This is a genomic window from Paenibacillus sp. FSL K6-2859 (assembly GCF_038008265.1).
Taxonomy (GTDB): Bacteria; Bacillota; Bacilli; order Paenibacillales; family Paenibacillaceae; genus Paenibacillus_AQ; species Paenibacillus_AQ nitricinens.
Genome location: NZ_JBBOYU010000001.1, coordinates 1109941 through 1129384, shown reverse-complemented (window position 1 = coordinate 1129384; position 19444 = coordinate 1109941). Strand labels below are relative to the sequence as shown.

At 44.9% G+C, this 19444-nt stretch carries 14 protein-coding genes; 4 read left to right on the top strand and 10 right to left on the bottom strand.

Going from position 1 to position 19444, the window contains the following annotated elements; all coding sequences use genetic code 11:
- The first annotated feature begins 50 nt into the window (after window positions 1-50).
- Window positions 51-935: a DNA polymerase domain-containing protein gene (locus MHB64_RS04905; protein ID WP_341133840.1), complete on the top strand. Its 885-nt coding sequence runs from the start codon at window positions 51-53 to the stop codon at window positions 933-935.
- Window positions 936-1137: 202 nt separating this feature from the next.
- On the opposite strand, the gene MHB64_RS04900 is transcribed toward MHB64_RS04905, so the two are convergent.
- Both MHB64_RS04900 and cls read right to left on the bottom strand, forming a co-directional pair.
- A complete protein-coding gene (locus MHB64_RS04900) occupies window positions 1138-1977 on the bottom strand; it encodes a YitT family protein (RefSeq protein ID WP_231573468.1) in 840 nt (279 codons plus the stop codon).
- A 240-nt stretch (window positions 1978-2217) separates the two neighbouring features.
- Entirely contained in the window at window positions 2218-3648 is a 1431-nt protein-coding gene (gene cls / locus MHB64_RS04895; protein ID WP_094871438.1) for a cardiolipin synthase, read from the bottom strand.
- 207 nt (window positions 3649-3855) lie between these two features.
- Between cls and MHB64_RS04890 the strand changes: the two genes are divergently transcribed.
- Both MHB64_RS04890 and MHB64_RS04885 read left to right on the top strand, forming a co-directional pair.
- Window positions 3856-4974 carry a peptidoglycan DD-metalloendopeptidase family protein gene (locus MHB64_RS04890; RefSeq protein ID WP_341133839.1) on the top strand — a complete coding sequence of 373 codons (1119 nt, stop codon included), beginning with the start codon at window positions 3856-3858 and terminating at the stop codon, window positions 4972-4974.
- A 40-nt stretch (window positions 4975-5014) separates the two neighbouring features.
- Complete coding sequence (locus MHB64_RS04885) at window positions 5015-5464, top strand: bactofilin family protein (protein WP_094871437.1); 450 nt, start codon at window positions 5015-5017, stop codon at window positions 5462-5464.
- Between the two features lie 9 nt (window positions 5465-5473).
- Here MHB64_RS04885 and MHB64_RS04880 read toward each other — a convergent pair whose 3' ends face one another.
- From MHB64_RS04880 to MHB64_RS04860, 5 genes are all read right to left on the bottom strand, one after another.
- Window positions 5474-6262 (bottom strand): ABC transporter permease, encoded by a 789-nt coding sequence (locus tag MHB64_RS04880; RefSeq protein ID WP_341133838.1) that lies wholly within the window; start codon window positions 6260-6262, stop codon window positions 5474-5476.
- Window positions 6255-7166: an ABC transporter ATP-binding protein gene (locus tag MHB64_RS04875; RefSeq protein WP_094871465.1), complete on the bottom strand. Its 912-nt coding sequence runs from the start codon at window positions 7164-7166 to the stop codon at window positions 6255-6257. Before MHB64_RS04875 ends, MHB64_RS04880 begins: the two co-directional genes overlap by 8 nt.
- A 217-nt stretch (window positions 7167-7383) precedes the next feature.
- Window positions 7384-11979, bottom strand: coding sequence for a glutamate synthase large subunit (gene gltB / locus MHB64_RS04870; protein ID WP_341133837.1), 4596 nt, complete (start codon window positions 11977-11979; stop codon window positions 7384-7386).
- Between the two features lie 365 nt (window positions 11980-12344).
- A complete protein-coding gene (locus tag MHB64_RS04865) occupies window positions 12345-14699 on the bottom strand; it encodes a YhgE/Pip domain-containing protein (protein ID WP_094871434.1) in 2355 nt (784 codons plus the stop codon).
- A 204-nt stretch (window positions 14700-14903) separates the two neighbouring features.
- A complete protein-coding gene (locus tag MHB64_RS04860; protein ID WP_094871433.1) occupies window positions 14904-15479 on the bottom strand; it encodes a TetR/AcrR family transcriptional regulator in 576 nt (191 codons plus the stop codon).
- A 268-nt stretch (window positions 15480-15747) separates the two neighbouring features.
- Here MHB64_RS04860 and MHB64_RS04855 point away from each other — a divergent pair, with 268 nt between their 5' ends.
- On the top strand, window positions 15748-16935 hold the full coding sequence (locus MHB64_RS04855; RefSeq protein WP_094871432.1) for an MGDG synthase family glycosyltransferase: 1188 nt from the start codon (window positions 15748-15750) through the stop codon (window positions 16933-16935).
- A 139-nt stretch (window positions 16936-17074) separates the two neighbouring features.
- Here the strand turns inward: MHB64_RS04855 and MHB64_RS04850 are convergent, their stop codons facing one another.
- From MHB64_RS04850 to thpR, 3 genes are all read right to left on the bottom strand, one after another.
- On the bottom strand, window positions 17075-17758 hold the full coding sequence (locus MHB64_RS04850) for a metal-dependent hydrolase (RefSeq protein ID WP_341133836.1): 684 nt from the start codon (window positions 17756-17758) through the stop codon (window positions 17075-17077).
- A gap of 74 nt (window positions 17759-17832) precedes the next feature.
- Window positions 17833-18723 (bottom strand): cell wall hydrolase, encoded by an 891-nt coding sequence (locus tag MHB64_RS04845; RefSeq protein WP_094871430.1) that lies wholly within the window; start codon window positions 18721-18723, stop codon window positions 17833-17835.
- 77 nt (window positions 18724-18800) lie between these two features.
- A complete protein-coding gene (thpR, locus tag MHB64_RS04840; protein WP_341133835.1) occupies window positions 18801-19403 on the bottom strand; it encodes an RNA 2',3'-cyclic phosphodiesterase in 603 nt (200 codons plus the stop codon).
- Between the last annotated feature and the right edge of the window lie 41 nt (window positions 19404-19444).

The following is a 19444-nucleotide window of genomic DNA, read 5'->3' as shown; positions in this document are numbered from 1 at the left end:
ACAGACTGGCACATAATACCCTCATTCCTATAATGCAAAGGAGGTTTCAGATGCCCGCGGCGATCAAAGGTACAATTACCGTAGACGGAGAAGAAATCATTATCACGAACCCAGAGAAGCTGCTCTGGCCAGAATGTGGCATTACGAAGCGGATTTATCTGCAAAAGCTTGCTGCACTTTCTCCCTATCTGCTGCGCTATTGCCGAGATCGGCTGCTGACCGTCATTCGTTATCCGCACGGTGTCTCTGGAATGTCCTTTTATCAGAAAAATGCACCTGATCCTCTTCCTGCCTTTGTCCAGACCGCTTTACATGAGAATATAAATTATATTAAGCTACAAGGTTTACCTGAGCTGATTTGGCTGGGTAATCTGGCTGCTTTGGAATTCCATCCTTCTTTGCATTATGTCGGCAGCGCTCTACCTTGTGAATGGATGATTGATCTAGACCCGTCACGTGAGGTTGAGCCTCGTATCATGGAAGCCACTTCAATCGTTGGAACGGTCTTAACCTCCCTTGGTTTATCTTCTGTACCCAAAACCTCTGGCGCTACCGGGGTTCAGATCATTGTTCCTATCGAAACTGGTGTTACTTTTGATGAATTGCGAAAAATCGGACATTTCGTCGGTCGTTATGTCACTGAAAAGCACTCCGATTTATTCACCTTGGAGCGTCTGAAGAAGAATCGGGGAGATAAAATCTATTTTGACTACCTCCAGCATTACAGTGGCAAAACATTAGCTGCACCTTACACACCACGTGCCAGACCGCTTGCTACAGTATCCACACCCTTGCTATGGAAAGAGGTTCAGCAAAACGTATCTCCTACTGATTTTCATCTGCTCAATATTGAGGAACGCCTGCAACGGATGGGAGATCTTTTGAAAAAGGTGCCTCCGCAACCCGTCAAACAGCTCATTGCTAAGCTTCCGTAGGGATGGAATGACACGAATAATGAGCCAAAAAACAACAATAAGCCCGCAGCATCATTTCATGCTCCGGGCTTATCAGGCGTCCCACTCAAGGACAGAAGGTATATTGTATAAGAATACGGCATATCGAGTCTTGTTCACCGTATTTATTGCTCCATTATTCGTAAAAATACCTTCTTTCAGTTAATAATACTAAAGTGCCAAGCTAATGAATGGCTTTCTTCTTGAAACGGCCACCTTTAACATCATGAATGTTACCTATTGCGATGAATGCACCAGTATCCCAATCCTCAACAATGGATTTAAGCTTGGCTTCTTCCAAACGGGTGATAACCACGAAGATTACTTTCTTATTCTCCCCGGAAAATCCGCCTTCTCCATCTAAATAAGTAACACCACGTCCAAGACGTTCCGTCAAGGCTTCACCGATATCACGGAATTTATCACTGATAATCCATACCGATTTCGATTGATCCAGACCCTCAAGTGTAATGTCAATTACCTTGAAAGCAATGTAATAAGCAATTAGTGAGAACATCGCATTATTCCAACCGAACACAAATCCAGCTCCGGACAAGATGAACAGGTTGAAGAACATAACAACTTCACCTACAGAGAAGGGAAGCTTCTTGGCCACTAGAATCGCAACAATTTCTGTACCATCTAGAGATCCGCCAAAACGTACTACTAACCCAACACCTACACCAAGAATGATCCCCCCAAAAACGGCTGCAAGCATAGGCTCAACCGTAAAGGCATTCACATGATGCAACATTGAAGTACCAATAGACATAAGCACAATTGCATATAAGGTAGATAAGGCAAAGGTCTTACCGATTTGCTTATAACCAATTAACAAGAACGGAAGGTTTAACAGCGTCAATAAAATCCCCAGAGGAATGTCGAATAGATGTGATAAAATAATAGAGATACCGGTAATCCCACCATCAATCATTTGATTCGGTACGAGGAATATCTCAAGTGCAACAGCCATCATTGCTGCCCCAATGGATAACATGATCATACGCTGCGCGAACTTAGCCATTTTATGTGTTCCGGTCTTCTGCAGCTTGTTCTTTTCCTCTTTGGCAATCATTTGTGGACTCACATTCATAGAACTCCCCCTACAATTTAACAGTATAGTGTTGAAACATTCGGAAGTATAATTATAATCTATACTTTCTTACATTTCTTCTTATACAATTATTATATCACAAAATAAGCCCTAATAATGAATGGAACACGTTATATCCTTCGAAAAATTCAGATTTAGTCCTCTTTCCGCTCATAATAGCGGAGATAACAACTGACACAGCCCTTCACCGAGTTTGACAATTCGCCCTCTCTCCTTAAACTTTACAGGATCAATAAATTCACTGTGCTTCTGATCCTTCTCAAACCCTTTGACTATCGGAGAGATAGCATCAGGATGTAGCAGCACAGCTGTCATTTCAAAGTTAGAATAAAAGCTGCGCATATCCAGATTTGCACTTCCCACTGTAGCGAGCAGATCATCGATAATCATGATTTTGGCATGCATAAATCCTTTGGTATAGCTGTAGAATTTCACTCCTGCGTCTTGTAAATTTTCTAAATAAGACAAAGAAGCATGATAAACAAGCATATTATCAGGCTTCGCCGGAATGATAATTCTTACGTCCACTCCACGAAGTACTGCACTTTTCAATGCCCGGCATATGGCAGGATCAGGAATAAAATACGGTGAAGTAATCCAAATCCGCTGTTTAGCTGCGCATAAGGCGGCAAAATACATCTCCTGAGAAGCGTCTATTGCAGCATCCGGGCCACTCCCAACAATCTGCACGGCTTCTTGCGCCTCACAAGTATGTTTTGGGAATAGACGCGGATGACTCATACTTTCGCCAGAGGCCAGTGTCCAATCCTTTAAGAACACATACTGAATGTAATATACCGAGTCTCCTTCCAGACGCAGATGGGTATCACGCCAATATCCCATTTTGGGATCCTTCCCCAAATAATCATCCCCTATATTCATTCCACCCGTGAAGCCAACGAGCCCATCCACCACCAGGATCTTTCGATGATTTCGGAAATTAAAACGACGATCCAACAGTGAACTAATCGGAGGTAAAAAAAAGTGGAACTCTACTCCCGCATTACTCAATGTACGAATGAATCTCCGGCTTAATTGATGGCTGCCCAAACCATCACAAAGCAAGCGTACCTTAACGCCCTGTCGCGCCTTCCGAATCATAACATCTTGAAATTGCTCACCAATCTCATCATCACGATAAATATAGAATTCCATGTGTATATGTTCTTTCGCCTCTTCCATAGCTTCCAGCATAGCATCATACGCTTCTCTAGCAGTGGATAATACCCTGCTCTTATTGTGACCAGTAATCGGTCCTTCTGCGATTTTCGAGAGTAAATCCAATAGACCTTTATTATTCTCAAACTGAGCGTTTCCACTCTCAGTAACATCCTTTACTACCTTAATATTGCCAGAGACATGTGAACGAATTTCACGAAATAGTGAAGTACATCTTTTGTTTAATTTCCGATTCTGTCTATAATCACGGCCCAGAAAATAATAGAATGCCAGACCCAGCGGCGGACAACAGAATGAAATGAACAACCACGCCATAGCCCTTTGCGGGCGACGGAACTCCAAAAATACAATAACTGCGAGCTGTACAATAAAAAGACTTAGAATTATCGCAAAGGTCTTCAATTCCCTACCCCCTCCATTAATAAAACAGTTGCAATAGACTCGCTGCGGCGACTCTAGTACAGGTTTTGCCGTAACTCTCTTTCTTTATTCAAACAAACCGTTGTCATGTTCCCGAAAGATATGGAATACATAGAGTAGTAAGACAATTCGGGATGAGCCTAATGCAAGTAAGGTCGTTAGCTTCGTGTATCGTAAAGCGGCTGCCATATGCCGCAGAAAGGAGAAGCCATGAAGAGTCAGCCAGATCATAACCGGATTACGCTGCTCGTCGTAAGGGACGCCGGACGCCCAGTCAAACAACTCCACATCTCCAAGCCACTTGCGTTCGCCCTGCCGGCAGCAGCAGCCCTGTCCCTCTCCAGTCTGGTCACCTCTATGCATTTCCATGCCTCGCAGTCGATCTCACAACTGGAAGCTGAGGCAGCCGCACTATCACTAACCAATCTCCGCATGGAAATGAAGGTCGCTGACAAGGATAAGGATCTAATGCAGCTTCGTACTCAAGTCAGCGAGCTATCAGAAGAGGCAGATCATATTAAAGACAAGCTGAAGAGTGTAAATGCGCTGGAACAGGAGCTGCAGTCTTTGATTAACAAAAGCAAAGGCTCCGCCACTGAAACAAAAGAATCAAAAACGGAATCTACTGCTTCAAATTCTACCTTAGGCTTATCGAGCCGTAACGCTATGCCAATCCCAAATGAGACATCTTTTAAAGCTACAATCACATCACAGGTAGGCGGAGAATATATCGCGTCTTATCAGAACGAATCACTAAATCTGGTGGAGGAAACAAAAGACGATTTCGAAGAGATCCACGGTATGCTCGATGAAATGGTAGAAAGTATTACTCAGACTATCACTCTGGCCGAGCATGAGAATAACGTTCAAGCAAATCAACAGGCAAAAAAAGCTCAGGCTGAAAAAGCCAGACTAAATGCAGCGGTACTCTGGCCTACCGATTCTAGGGTCATCTCCTCAAGCTTCGGCTACCGAACAGATCCTTTCAAAGGCTTATCCGCGTTCCATTCAGGTGTCGATATTGCCGGGAACTTAGGCGATCCTGTATATGCCGCCTTAGACGGAGAGGTCGTTACCTCCGAGCAGATGGGTGCGAGAGGCAAGTATATCGTGATAAAGCATTCGAACGGGCTTGAAACCTGGTATATGCATCTGCAGGCAATGAATGTATCTGCGGGAGACAAGGTTAACAAGGGGCAGAAGATTGGCTTACTTGGAAACACTGGTCGAAGCACAGGACCTCATCTTCATTTTCAGGTAGTGAAGCAGAATAAAACTGTGGATCCATTGGATTATGTTAAACCCTAAATGTTAATGTGAAAATATATGAACTAGGAGGAATTTATACATGTGGAACAAGCGGCAGCAGCGTGCCCCTTTCAAGTCTACGGACTCTCTGATTGGTCATGGGGGTACGCTCGAGGGTAAAGTACATTGTGATACGAACCTGAGGATTGAAGGTACCTTCAGCGGAGAAATTATATGCAGTGGTGTAGTCACTGTAGGGGAGGAAGGCACGGTGCGCTCCAGTATTAGAGCAGAAGAGATCGTTATCGCTGGTAAAGTATATGGAGATGTTACCGCAGATCGTAGGCTCATTATGACTGGTACTGGCGAGCTACACGGTAATATTTCTGCAGGAGCACTCAGTATTATGGAAGGCAGCCTGCTTAACGGGTCCATCGCCATGCAGGAACAGCCCACCTCTGAACAAGCAGGTGAGCTCAAAAGTAATACGAAAAAGGACAAGTCAGCAAAACGTTCCTCCAAAGCAGAAGAAACGCTTGAAGCCGGTTAATCCTATTTTTTATCCAGCAACGTCCCGTTTACGGAAGACAAACCAGGAAACTGCTAAGAATATAACATAATACACTGCTAGCACAGCAATGGAGAAGCCTAGTGTGGCACCACCTGGACCAACATCAGATCCCATGTAGACCCTTAGATCCATATGAGTGAAAATTAAATATCTGGCCCATTCGAACACATCCGGATTAAGCAAAGCAGCGAAAATACCTTGGGCAAACATGATGAACATAGATAAACCAATCGCCAATCCACTTGCCCGGAATACGGAAGAGATCATAAAAGCAAGTGTAACCGTCAAGAAAAGAGTGACATAGCGGCATAGGAGATCTATAAAGGAATACTCAGCAGGACTCCAAGCTGCAATCGAAGACATTGTGTCTCCAGTTGGTGAGGCGAAAATAAACGATGCAGCTAAACCAAAAACAATCAACACTGCAGTACAAAGCAAGCTAAACAACACAATGCTAATGTATTTCGAGAGCAAGATCTGGGAACGGCTCCACGGGCGAATCAGCAGCATTTTGATGGTTCCCCAGGTAAATTCGCCCGCTACGGAGTCAGCGGCTATAACAACAACGAAGATCGTATTCAGGAAGAATACAACACTCACTATCATTTGGAAGCTGTCCCAAACGCCTAAGCGTGATGCAGGGTTATCCGTTGTGAAATACATAAGAGCCGGAAGAAACGCACTAAACACTGCTAGAATAATCAGCATAATCCATGTGCGAGCACGACTGTATATCTTGATGTTCTCATTATGTATCAACGCTGTAAAATTACTCAATTCCTTCACCTCCTGTAACCTCTAAGAATTGATCCTCAAGTGTACGGGCAAGTGATTTGATACTGTACACTTTAATCCCACCAGCCACTAGTCTGGCATTAAACTCCGCAATATCTTCACGTGCCGCCTCAACTACAAGCCCACCGCTCTTTAATGTTCCTTGTCCAATGAGAGCAAGTGCAGCTTCAGCATCGTCAACCTCAAACAAAGTTTCTCCGACAGGCATTGTAACATTGCCCACCTCTTTTAGCTGTTTTACCTCAAGCAGTTGCCCATTCTGAATAATGGCTACACTGTCACACATGAGCTCCATTTCGGAAAGTAAATGGCTGGAGACAAATACGGTTGTTCCTTCTTCACGACAGAGTAGGCGCAGATAGTCACGAAGCTCACGTATGCCTTGTGGATCAAGCCCATTGGTTGGTTCATCTAGAACCAGTAGCTTTGGTCGGTTTAGTAGTGCCTGAGCTACTCCAAGTCTCTGACGCATACCTAGGGAATAAGTCTTCACTTTGTCATGAATTCTTTGACCAAGCCCGACCAGCTCCACAACCTCATCAATCCGTTGCTTACTGACTCCCGGTACCATCCGTGCAAATTGTCTAAGATTCTGATACCCGGACAGAAACTTGTACATTTCAGGATTTTCTACAATAGCCCCAACACTTGCAATAGCCTCTTTATAATTATTTTTAATACTATGACCACTAATCAGGACATCCCCACTGCTAATGGAAATTAATCCCACCATCATTCGTATTGTTGTCGTCTTCCCTGCTCCGTTTGGTCCCAAAAACCCGAATATTTGACCCGGTGGGATATCAAGCGTTAAATTGCTCACCAGCGTCTTAGAGCCTATTTTCTTGGTAACTCCCTGCAGACGGGCAACAGGTTCAGACATCATTTCTGTATTTGACACAGTATCACTTCCTTTCATTTACAAACAAGTTTACCATACCGTTTTTTTCAGAAAATTACAAAAAAGAAACAGTCTAACGTTGTTTAGACCGAGGATTCGATTCAATTGGAACAAAAAAGGACCTGGCCTCCCGCAAACGAAAGAGTCCAAGTCCCTTATATTACTTCATTCAATATTACCCGTTTTTTCAGAATGCAGGTATTTAGCCACCTACACGTGCAAGCTCGCGCATATTCGCTTCAAATGCAGCCATCAAAGCAGCCTCGCCGGTCAATCCGGTTTGCTCCACTTTGCGAATCTGCTCCATCATCCGTTTGTAATCCTTCGGAATGACCCGAACAAACTTCGGCAAGCTATCTGCCCAGTGATCCAATACCCGCGCTCCCGCCTCACTGCCTGTAAGCTCTACATGACGGCTAATCAGCTCGCGCAGCTCTTCGATCTCTTCTGGCTCTTCCACTCTCTCGAGCAAGACCATTTCGAGATTGCAGCGGCCGATGAAGGATCTCTCTGGATCGTAAACATAAGCGATACCACCTGACATCCCTGCCGCAAAGTTACGGCCTGTTTCACCAAGAACCACCACACGGCCTCCGGTCATGTATTCACAACCGTGGTCACCCACACCTTCTACAACAACCTTCGCTCCAGAATTTCGAACGGCAAAGCGTTCACCGGCGATACCGTTGATATAAGCTTCTCCAGCTGTTGCTCCGTAGAATGCAGTATTTCCGATAATGATATTGTCCTCAGCTGCAAAAGTAGCTTTTGGAGAGGGTTTGATAATAATCTTACCACCCGACAGTCCCTTACCAACGTAGTCATTGGAATCGCCTTCCACCGTAAGTGTGATCCCCTTAGGTACGAATGCACCCAAGCTTTGACCAGCAGAACCGGTGAAATGAAGACGAATCGTATCATCAGGCAAGCCGGCTGCCCCGTATTTACGTGTCAGCTCGCTACCAAGGATGGTTCCAACGGCACGATTAACGTTCGTAATCGGTAACGATGCTTCTACAGCCGTTCCAGATTCCAGTGCAGGTGCAGCCAGATCCAGCAGTTTAGAGACATCAAGCGTCTCTTCCAGACCATGATTCTGACGTTTACTGCAGAAGCGTGTGCTTCCCTCTGGCATTTCCGGTACATGCAGCAGACTACTCAAATCTACGCCCTTCTTCTTCCAATGCTGCGAAGCTTGAGCAGCGTCTAAGCAATCTGTACGGCCAACCATCTCTTCAATCGTACGGAAGCCAAGACTCGCCATAATTTCGCGTAAATCCTGTGCCACAAAGGTCATAAAGTTAACTACATGCTGTGGATCACCCGTAAAGTTCTTACGAAGATCTGGATTTTGTGTTGCCACGCCAACCGGACATGTATCCATTTGGCAGACACGCATCATGATACAACCCACAGCTACTAACGGAGCAGTAGCGAAGCCATACTCTTCAGCACCCAGTAATACAGCTACGGCTAGATCGCGTCCGCTAAGCATTTTTCCGTCTGTTTCCAGTACAACGCGGTCACGCAGATTGTTCAGCATCAACGTCTGATGCGTTTCAGCCAAGCCAAGTTCCCATGGAAGACCAGCATGACGAATGGAGTTCATTGGAGATGCACCTGTCCCCCCGTCATAGCCACTTACCAGGATAATATCAGCACGCCCTTTGGCTACGCCAGCAGCAATCGTACCTACTCCGACTTCAGAGACGAGCTTAACATTAATGTTTGCACGTGGATTGGCATTCTTCAGATCATAGATCAGCTCTGCCAAATCCTCAATCGAATAAATATCATGATGCGGCGGAGGTGAAATCAAGCCCACACCCGCTGTTGAACCGCGTACTTCAGCCACCCATGGATAAACTTTACGTCCTGGAAGCTGTCCGCCTTCCCCTGGTTTAGCACCCTGAGCCATCTTAATCTGGATCTCATCAGCGTTAACAAGGTAGTTAGATGTAACTCCAAAACGTCCGGAAGCTACTTGTTTAATCGCACTGCGACGGGAATCGCCGTTGCTGTCCGGGATATAGCGGGCCGGATCTTCTCCACCCTCACCAGTATTACTCTTACCACCGATCCGGTTCATTGCAATAGCGAGGGTCTCATGCGCTTCCTTACTAATGGAACCAAAGGACATCGCACCCGTCTTGAACCGTTTCATAATGGACGCTACGGGTTCTACTTCTTCTAAAGGAATCGGTTCATATGCTGACTTGAACTGCAATAAAGAACGAATTGTCTGATGCTTCTCACTTTCACCTTGAACCAGTGCAGCATATTTCTTGTACATTTTATAATCTCCACTACGCACAGAGTGCTGAAGCAGATGAATGGTCTGCGGGTTGAACAAATGATCTTCCCCATCGTTTCGCCATTGATAATCACCACCGGAATCAAGCACTTTATCATTTCCGTCTTTTTCAGTGAAAGCACGGTTATGATGGATAAGTGCCTCGGTTGCTACTTCCTCCAGACCAATACCGCCAATGCGGGAAGGTGTCCAAGTAAAGTAACGATCCACGAACTCCGAGTTCAGACCCACAGCTTCAAAGATCTGCGCGCCCCGGTAGGATTGAATAGTAGAAATCCCCATTTTGGAAAGAATCTTAACTACGCTCTTAGTCGCAGCTTTAATATAGTTCTTCACAGCCTTCTCATGCGAGATTCCCCGCAGTAAGCCTTGGCCGATCATATCATCCAAACTTTCAAAGGCCAGATACGGATTGACTGCACTCACACCATAACCAAGCAGAAGTGCATAATGATGGACTTCACGAGGTTCACCGGATTCAAGTAAAATACTAACTTTTGTCCGTGTTCCCTGCCGGATCAGATGGTGATGCAAGCTCGATACCGCAAGTAGAGCAGGAATCGCAGCATTCTCACGGTCCACACCGCGGTCCGTCAGAATCAGAATGTTATGACCTTTAGCCATAACGCGATCCGCAGCCTCGTTCATACGCTCAAGCGCGATACGCATTCCTTCTGCTCCGAGCTCAGCCGGGAAAAGAATCGGAATAGACATCGACTTGAAGCCTGCTCGACGAACATGACGAATTTTAGCAAAGTCTTCATTCGAAAGAATCGGTGTGTGCAGCGAGATTTGGCGACAGCTTTCTGGTTCTGGTTTAAGCAAGTTACGCTCTGGTCCAATCGTAGTCGTAGTAGAGGTAACCAGCTCTTCGCGAATTGCATCGATTGGCGGATTCGTAACTTGAGCAAACATTTGTTTGAAATAGTTATATAGACGCTGCGGACGGTCAGAAAGCACAGCGAGCGGCGCATCATACCCCATGGAACCTACAGCTTCAGCGCCAGTAGATGCCATTGGCTCAAGCACCTTGCGCAAATCCTCAAAAGTATAGCCGAACGCTTGCTGCAGCTGCTGCACATTGTCATGCTTAGGATTGGGTAGCTCAGGCGCATCTGGAAGCTCTTCGAGACTAATCAAATGCTCATCCAGCCACTGACGGTAAGGCTTCTCGATGGCGATAGCCGATTTAACTTCCTCATCGGAGATAATGCGGCCTTCCTTCGTATCCACGAGCAGCATGCGTCCAGGCTTCAGGCGGTCTTTATATAAGATGTCCTCTGCTGGAATGTCCAGTACACCCGCTTCGGAGGATAGAATAATCATGTCGTCCTTTGTTACATAATAACGAGCAGGCCGCAAGCCGTTACGGTCCAAAATAGCGCCGATTTGCACACCATCTGTAAAGCCCATTGCAGCAGGTCCGTCCCATGGCTCCATCAAAGTGCTGTGATATTCGTAAAAAGCTTTCTTGTCGGCGTCCATACTGTCATGATTGCTCCATGGTTCAGGGACCATCATCATGGCTACCTGCGTCAAGGAGCGTCCGCTCAAATAAAGAAACTCAAAGGTATTATCGAACATTGCAGTGTCCGATCCATCCGGATTTATAACAGGTTTGATCTTGCTCAGATCTTCGCCGAACACTTCACTCTTGAACAGCGACTGGCGAGCATGCATCCAGTTCACATTTCCGCGCAAGGTATTAATCTCACCATTGTGGATCATAAAGCGGTAGGGATGCGCACGTTCCCAGCTTGGGAAGGTATTCGTACTGAAACGGGAGTGAACTAACGCGATTGCTGATTCCAGCTCTTCGTTCTGCAAATCCAGGTAGAATTGTCCGACTTGTTCTGTAGTCAGCATGCCTTTGTACACGATCTTACGACATGACAAGCTTGGGATATAGAAGGCTTCAGCCTCTTCTACACCACCGTAGCGAATCGCAAGTTCTGCACGTTTGCGAATGACATAAAGCTTACGCTCAAAAGACAATTCGCTCGTAACCGAGGCCGAGCGACCGATAAACACTTGGCGCACAAAAGGCTTTGCAGCCTTCGCTGTTTTGCCTAGCATTTCATCATAGGTAGGTACATCACGATAGCCGAGTACTTCCTGACCTTCTTCAGCAATAATTTTGCTTAAAAGAGCCTCATGCTGAGCCCGAACTTTCTCGTTTTGAGATAGAAAAATCATGCCTACGCCATAATGGCCTTGTTCCGGCAAAGCAAAGCCAAGCTTCTGGGCTTCACTAGCAAAGAAACGGTGCGGAATTTGAAGCATGATACCTGCTCCGTCACCAGAGTTGGGTTCGCTACCTTGTCCGCCACGATGCTCCATATTAAAGAGCATTGTTAAAGCGTTACTAACAATATCATGGGACGGTTTGCCTTTAATATGGGCTACAAATCCCATGCCGCAAGCATCTTTTTCGAACTGGGGATCATACAGGCCCTGTTTTCCGGGCAGTTCAGTGTGTCTCATCGAACGCAACCTTTCTATTATAAAGTATGGCGTAATCTTTGGAAAATTTTTCAGATTAAAATTTTAATAATTATTCAAAGCCAGATTAGTGCTATTATTTTATCACCGAGGTGACAACAGCGCAATTTAAACTTTTTTATGATGCTGATTAACATTTCTTTTTGCGACACAGCTTTAGTGGACAAAAGTTTAAAAAAACTCATATGTGTATAATTATGCATAATTGACGCATAAGAACTTATGCAATGAAAGCGTTTCAAGAATTTTCATTGCCCTTGAATGTTTGCAAGAAAAAGGGTTCTATGATTTGAACTCAAAAAAAGCGTCTCCCTGAGGAGACGCTTTTAAATTACTTTTTTTTCAAATTATACAGTCAGAGCCTGTTCACTTTTCATTCCAGCTTCATTGTCCCGACTGCGGGTCATGAAGTAAGCGAAAGTAAGAGCAAGGAATCCAAGACCGAAGATTGCAAGCACACCTACATCACTCCACATTGCACTGAAGTCCCCTGTAGAAATTACTGATTTAAAACCACTAACTGTGTAAGTCATAGGAAGCAGTGGGTTAAAGAATTTCATCCAGTTCGGGATCAATTCAAGTGGGAATGTTCCAGCACTAGTTGTTAATTGGAAAATAAGAATAACGATAACAACAAAACGTCCCGGTTGATCCAGCCAAGTAACAATGGATTGTACTACCCATGTGTAAACTAGACTAGTCAAGAATGTAAACAGGAAGAATAGCGGTACACTTTGTACTTCTAGTCCAAGTCCGTACAATACAACCACAGCAGCCAGCATAGACTGGATAAAGCTCATGATTGAGAACGTAAGCGTACGGCTGATAAAACGATTCAAACGGCTTGCGCCAATTACAGCTGATTCACGCATTGGAATAACAATCGTAGAAATCAGAGCACCTACGAACAACCCAAGAGATAAGAAGTAAGGAGCAAACCCTGTGCCGTAGTTCGGTACATGATTTACAACCTGATCCTCAACCACAACCGGTTGTGCGAACATTTCCATCATTTTATCTGACTTATTCACGCTGCCTGTTTGTTCAGCAGCTTCACCAAGCTTAGTTGCAAGTTCTGTGGATCCAGATTTCAGATCATCCATCCCATTCTTCAGCTCGCCTGCACCATTAGCCAATTGTTTGGAACCGTCAGCTACAGCACCAATGCCGCTACCTAGTTCACCAACACCACTGAGTAATTTCGATGTACCATCTCCGAGTGCTTTACCACCCTCAGCAAGTTTGTTACCTCCAGCTGCTGCTTCACTAAGCTTCGCGCCGAACTGTTTCATACCTGCTTGTAGCTTATCGCCACCCGTTACAAGGGCTGACGAACCTTGTGCCAATTTTTGTTGTCCTGCCAAGAGCTGAGTGCTACCAGCATTTAATTGCTGTGCTCCATCATGCAACTGGGTTACTCCAGCAGAAACCTGCTGTGAACCAGCATGCAGCTGAGTTGCACCTTGTGCAAGCTGCTCTTGCCCACTGTGAAGTGCGCTTGCTCCTTGTGCTAACTGTTGTTGGCTTTGTTGCAGTTGTTCACTGCCTTGTGCAACAGCTGCACTAGCTGCCAGGAGCTTCTGTACGGCTGGATTTTGTGCCAGCTCAGGACTAGCCTGTGCCAATTGCTGCAAACCTTGAGCGACCGCTTTAGCACCCTCAGTAACCTTTGTGCTACCTTCTGCGGAAGCCTGCAAGCCTGCTTCCAGCTTCGCGCTGCCATCAACAGAAGAGGTCAAACCTGCTTCCAGCTTCGCGCTGCCGTCGACTAAAGATTGTGTTCCTGCTTGTAGTTTAGCAGTACCATCCACAGCAGACTTCGTACCTGCTTGAAGCTGTGTGGCACCTGTTACAGCTTGCTTCAAGCCATCACTAAGCTGTTTACTGCCGGCAGCGCTTTGTGCAACGCCATCTTGAAGCTGTGTATGAGCAGCCGACAATTGTTGCAAACCGCCTGCCAAAGTGCTAGAACCCGTTTGAATTGCGGTAGCACCTGAATTTAAATCAGTCACACCTTTAGTCAGTGGTTCTAAACCATTTTGAAGCTTGCCCGTACCTTCAGTCAGTACAAGAAGATTCTCTTTCAGCTTCAGTGCGCCGTCATCCAGCTTACCTGCACCATCAGCGATCTTGCTAGCTCCATCTCCCGCTTCGCCAAGTCCTTTAGATACATCAGTAATCTGATTGAATACAGAATCCACATAAGCCTCAGTTACCTTAGCGGATACTTTAGATTTAATTTCTGCTACAGCCGTTCCGCCGATTTGACCGGCCAGGAAGTTGTAGCCTTCATTTGGCTCATAAATAATTTTTGCCGGTTGTGGTTCATCATCCAAAAGCGTTGTTGCTTTAGCAGAGAAGTCTTCTGGAACAATAATCGACATATAATAGGTATTGTCCTTCATTCCTGCTTGCGCTTCTTCTAGTGAAACAAAATTCCATTGAAAGCCATCGGTTACCTTAAGCTCTTCAACCAGATCATCTCCGGCCTGAAGTTGTTTTCCTTCATAATTAGCACCGACGTCTTGGTTGACCACAGCAACCGGCAACTCATTCATCTTGCCATACGGATCCCAGAATGCCTTTAGGAAGAATCCGCTATACATCACCGGAATAAATAGGATGGCAATCATCGGAATCAGCACCTTTGGATTTCTCAGTGCTGCGCCAAGATCCTTGGTAAATACGGATAATGATTTCATTCTGGTTCTCTCCTTATGAGCTTATGCTCTCTTTAAAATGCTTTGTTTGCGAAATATTACGTAACACTAGGTGACCACTTTCCCCATTCGGTCAATTCAGGGGATAAAAAAACGCCTCTCGGCTCTTCTTCAATGCCTATAACAGCTTGGAAATTGTTAAGGGAAAGCGAATCTGATCACGCCATCCCTACCCTGAATCAACGCTTACTGTGCCAATCCTTCGGCGAGAAACAAATGAAAGTACATCTTGATCTGTTCCTTGTCCAAGGGAGTATGTGTTTTATTCAGTTCAGCAGTCAATACAATATATAGCCTGAACATGACTACAGATACGATTTTAGGATCGCAAGGTTTGATTTCTCCCTTTTGGAGCGCTTGTTGCACCTCCCGTTCTAAATATTCTAAAACTAAGTTCTCGATCTTCTCGAGCCCTTCTCCTGCCTGCGGCGTTCCGAATTCGCGACTCTCCTGGGAAAGCTTGATGAATAGCTCCTGCTCACTTCGAAATTCCAGCAGGGCATCCAGCACACGATGCAGGTTATCAAAGAAAGGTCTGTCTCGCCTGATCTCGCGATCAGCAATCATCTTCATTTCTACCATCATATCGCGCAGGATCTCATCAAACAATTGCTCTTTGTTTGTAAAAAAGGTGTAGATGGTTCCTTTCCCAACATTTGCGATCTTAGCAACCTGATCCATGGTAGTCGCCTTATAGCCGAATAATGAAAAAGATTTTGCTGCGGCCTGAAGCACCTGCTGTCTTCGATCCACCACTGCCACCTGTGCTCACTTCCTTTCTCCAGAAAATATCATTACCGCTGACTATCTGACCACTTTACTAATCCGGTCAATTGGTCATTCATTACTTTAACATGAAGCCTTGCAGTTTGCAATACTTTAGAAAATCTTTTATTTTTTTATTTATTGCAGGGTTTTAACTTTCTATTTACGTCTTATTTGTATAATGTGATTAGAGAACAGTTTTCCCTCATCTATATTAAGAAGAAATTCCGCATTTCTATTGAAAAGGAAAGTAGCAGGTGAACTTATGCGAAAGAAAAGAGTACTGCTGTTTTCGGAAGGCTTCGGTACGGGCCACACAGGAGCAGCCTATGCTCTGGCCGAAGGAATAAAGCTGCTGAATCCGGATGTCCAGTGCCGAGTCATCGAGCTAGGTAAATTTCTTAACCCGATGGTCGCCCCATGGATTCTTTCCGCTTACCGAAAAACAGTTAGCAGCCAGCCTAAGCTGGTCGGCATGATGTATAAGACACAATATCATAAATCATTGAACCCGTTGACTAAGATGGCACTTCACCGGATTTTTTATACACATGCCTCTCAAGTGATCGAACAGCTAAAACCTGATTTGATTATTTGCACACATCCCATTCCGGCTGCTGTCATTTCCAGACTAAAACGTCGTGGATTGGAGGTTCCGCTGTATACGTTAATTACAGATTATGATGCACATGGTAGCTGGGTAAATTCCGAGGTCAATCGATATCTCGTCTCTACCCCACGCGTCAAATCAATTCTAACAGGCCGAGGGATTGCTCCTGAGCTTGTAACGGTCACCGGCATTCCTGTGCATCCGAAGTTCTGGGAACGATCCAACAAGACGCTGCTCCGTAAGGAACTAGGTCTAGCCGATATCCCTACTGTTCTTATAATGGGTGGAGGCTGGGGACTGATGTTCGGCAAAGAGATTATGAATTCACTCACAGCCAGAATGGATAACATCCAGCTCATCTTCTGTATGGGCAGTAACGAGAAGCTTATAGCCAAAATGAAGTCCAATCCAAGACTTAATCATCCTAACGTCAGGATTCTTGGATACACCAGTGAAATCAATAAACTGATGGATGCTTCCGACCTTCTAATCACAAAGCCTGGCGGTATGACCTGTACCGAAGGTCAGGCTAAGGGAATTCCAATGCTCTTCTATAAAGCTATTCCAGGTCAGGAAGAGAAAAACTGCCAATATTTCGTAGAGCTAGGACTAGCAGAGGTACTTGACTGTGAGGTAGTAAACAAATGGTTCTCTATGATGCTCCGTGAGTATTCTGTTCTCGAAGAGCAGCGTAAACGCCGTCTTGCCCCTGATAAACATCAACCGCAAAGTTGCGCGACTACCGTTCTGCAGATGTTAGGCAACCCCGCAGACAAAACAGCTGATATTAGAGGAGCAAGATCTCAAGCCCGAGGCGAAGAGGCTGTGTGCATTACACCATAAAACATCCCCACGAAGCGGAGCTTTTCTTCGATACGTAATCAGGTACTTTGTGAGGCCCCAATTATATGTAAAGAAAAGTAGATAGCCGGGAAAATCCCCGGCTATCTACTTTTTTGTGTAAACATGTGATCGGGATTTATTAAATCTCTATACTTTCACCAGCTTTAAGCGGGAACCCCTCTATCCCCTCTTGTCGCAGACGAGCACAGAAATCCATAGCATCTTGGGCAATATCCGGAAATGTATTGTAATGAAGTGGGATGACCTTGTCCACTTGAAGCCAGCGCGCAGCAAGGAGCGCATCATCCGGTCCCATGGTCAGCATATCGCCAATTGGCAGAGCCGCCAAATCAATCGCAGTTCTTTCACCAATCAGACGCAGATCGCTGAATAGTGCGGTATCACCTGCATGAAATAACGTCTTCCCCTCTATCGTCAATAAAATACCTGCGGGCTGTCCAGCATAAATCCAAACGTCGCCTTCCTGAATCGATGAGGAATGAAACGCCTGAGTATATTTAACGGTAATGGCATCATAAATATGACTGCCGCCTATATTCATATGTTTTACCTTGGCACCCTTCATTCGGCAGTATTCTGCAAGCTCAAAAACAGCAAAGATCGGACAATCATTCTGTTTGGCAATTTGCACAGCATCACCTAAATGATCCGAGTGACCGTGAGTCAGCAGGACAGCATCTACAGTAATGTCATCAGGTGAAATACCGGAGTTCGGATTTCCTGACAAAAAAGGGTCAATAATAACTTTCGCTTGCTCTGTTTCTACCAGCAGCGCTGAGTGTCCGTAATAAGTGATCTTCATGACAATTCTTCCACCTCCAGGGTTATATAGTCTAGTTTACCCTATAAATAGCTGAGGTTCACAGAATAGGTCAATTATTTATAAAACGTATGATTACCAATGGTCTTCACATACTCCTGCGAATGATGTACGGTAAGATCCTGCGCAAGCTTAAGTGATAGGAAAAAATAAGTATTATCAGGAACTTCCTTCACGCCAGAGAGCGCTGCGTTCACCGCTTTAATACTATCATCATTAGGTTTGACACGTTTAAGACGCCCGTTAGCTACAGGACTGAATTGATGCTTTTGATAAATGACCTTATATATCGTGTCGGGGAAATTGGCTGACCGCAGCCTATTCAGAACAACGTTGGCAACTGCCACCTTGCCCTGGTACGGTTCACCTTCCGCCTCTGCCATTACAATCTTTTGTAGCAGAAGCAGTTCTTCTTCGGATACTGCGTAGCGCCGGGTTGCTTTACTTTGCTGCTCCTGGCTTAATAGCTCGGTCCGAGAGAAGTATAATGTTGTGAGGGGATTTTTCTGAGATGCCGAGACTGTCTTAACTACAGTCTGAGCGCTCTTTTTCGCTGTCGCTTTCTGCGCAGCTGAATTAGATTGTGCTACATCAGCCTTTACCCGAACTATGGAAGCCTGCGATGTATTTTGTGGCTTTATTTTATTCTTACTAAGCCATTCTACACTCTGCTCTGGTTTCCAAGTGGAACTGAACAGATTAACTGTGTTGTAAAGCTTATTCGTTTGTGAAACTTTTGTAGTGCCCCTCGTCTTACTAGATTTTGATTCTTCTTGCAAATAATTAATTACCGATGCTCGGCTGGTGGATTGCAGCTTATCCATCTGCACACTATCTATTTTCCCCTCGGCAACCTGATTAGGCTGCATTAAGCTTATGGCAGAGAAACACACTAGTATAACGCCAACAAGCAACGCGATACAGCGGTTTTGTTTAAAGATTAACATGATATTCCTCCTATTTCACGGCACATTCCTATTGTATGTAACCGAAAACGGAAGCTTTGAAAACTTAAATACCGAATTTAAAATGTAATATTTTCAATCATTTCATACATAGGAATGGCATACATTCTGGTAGCATACAACACAAAACTATCAATCGTCCAGTCTCTATGAAAGATTTTCGATCTTTTTTCATCATCCAATTTCAGTAAGTTTTCCAGCAATTTATCATCAAATGAAATTTTTCCAAGGTACTTTCGAGCCACTGTGAGATGTGGTTTGTACTCCCTGGATTCAGCCGAAAAACCTAAAGGAAGTGTCGCAGCGTGTACTCTCGTAGCCAGTAAATTCAGCTCTTCTAATTCGCCGGAAACCCCTACCCATAAAACTTTTGGAGCCTTCGGCAGACCAAATGTATTCCATTTATCTAAGGATAGTTTGAAGGGGCGGCATTGCTCTGACATCTGCTTCAATGACCTGATTAAATCCAGGATTTTCGTCTTTGGGGTATCTCCTAAAAATTGCAGGGTAATATGATAATCCTCTGGATGAGTCCATTTTGCAAAATGAAACTTATGTGATAGGTTAGAGCACTCTTCCGCCACAACTTGTTGAAGCTCTGAAGGTAATTTCACAGCAATAAATAATCGTTCTGAATCTTTATCCGACACGTTAGCATCCATATCAATTTCACCTTCTCCTATAGATTTGGTATCCTTATCCT

Excerpts from the sequence above, each read along its gene's own strand:
- MHB64_RS04875 (WP_094871465.1), bottom strand. The coding sequence starts at position 7,166 with ATGATGTCTGAACCTGTTGCCCGTCTGCAGGGAGTTACCAAGAAAATA.
- MHB64_RS04850 (WP_341133836.1), bottom strand. The coding sequence starts at position 17,758 with ATGAAGATCACTTATTACGGACACTCAGCGCTGCTGGTAGAAACAGAG.
- gltB (WP_341133837.1), bottom strand. The coding sequence starts at position 11,979 with ATGAGACACACTGAACTGCCCGGAAAACAGGGCCTGTATGATCCCCAG.
- MHB64_RS04855 (WP_094871432.1), top strand. The coding sequence starts at position 15,748 with ATGCGAAAGAAAAGAGTACTGCTGTTTTCGGAAGGCTTCGGTACGGGC.
- MHB64_RS04900 (WP_231573468.1), bottom strand. The coding sequence starts at position 1,977 with ATGGCTAAGTTCGCGCAGCGTATGATCATGTTATCCATTGGGGCAGCA.
- MHB64_RS04905 (WP_341133840.1), top strand. The coding sequence starts at position 51 with ATGCCCGCGGCGATCAAAGGTACAATTACCGTAGACGGAGAAGAAATC.
- MHB64_RS04845 (WP_094871430.1), bottom strand. The coding sequence starts at position 18,723 with ATGTTAATCTTTAAACAAAACCGCTGTATCGCGTTGCTTGTTGGCGTT.
- thpR (WP_341133835.1), bottom strand. The coding sequence starts at position 19,403 with ATGGATGCTAACGTGTCGGATAAAGATTCAGAACGATTATTTATTGCT.
- MHB64_RS04885 (WP_094871437.1), top strand. The coding sequence starts at position 5,015 with ATGTGGAACAAGCGGCAGCAGCGTGCCCCTTTCAAGTCTACGGACTCT.
- MHB64_RS04890 (WP_341133839.1), top strand. The coding sequence starts at position 3,856 with ATGCCGCAGAAAGGAGAAGCCATGAAGAGTCAGCCAGATCATAACCGG.
- MHB64_RS04865 (WP_094871434.1), bottom strand. The coding sequence starts at position 14,699 with ATGAAATCATTATCCGTATTTACCAAGGATCTTGGCGCAGCACTGAGA.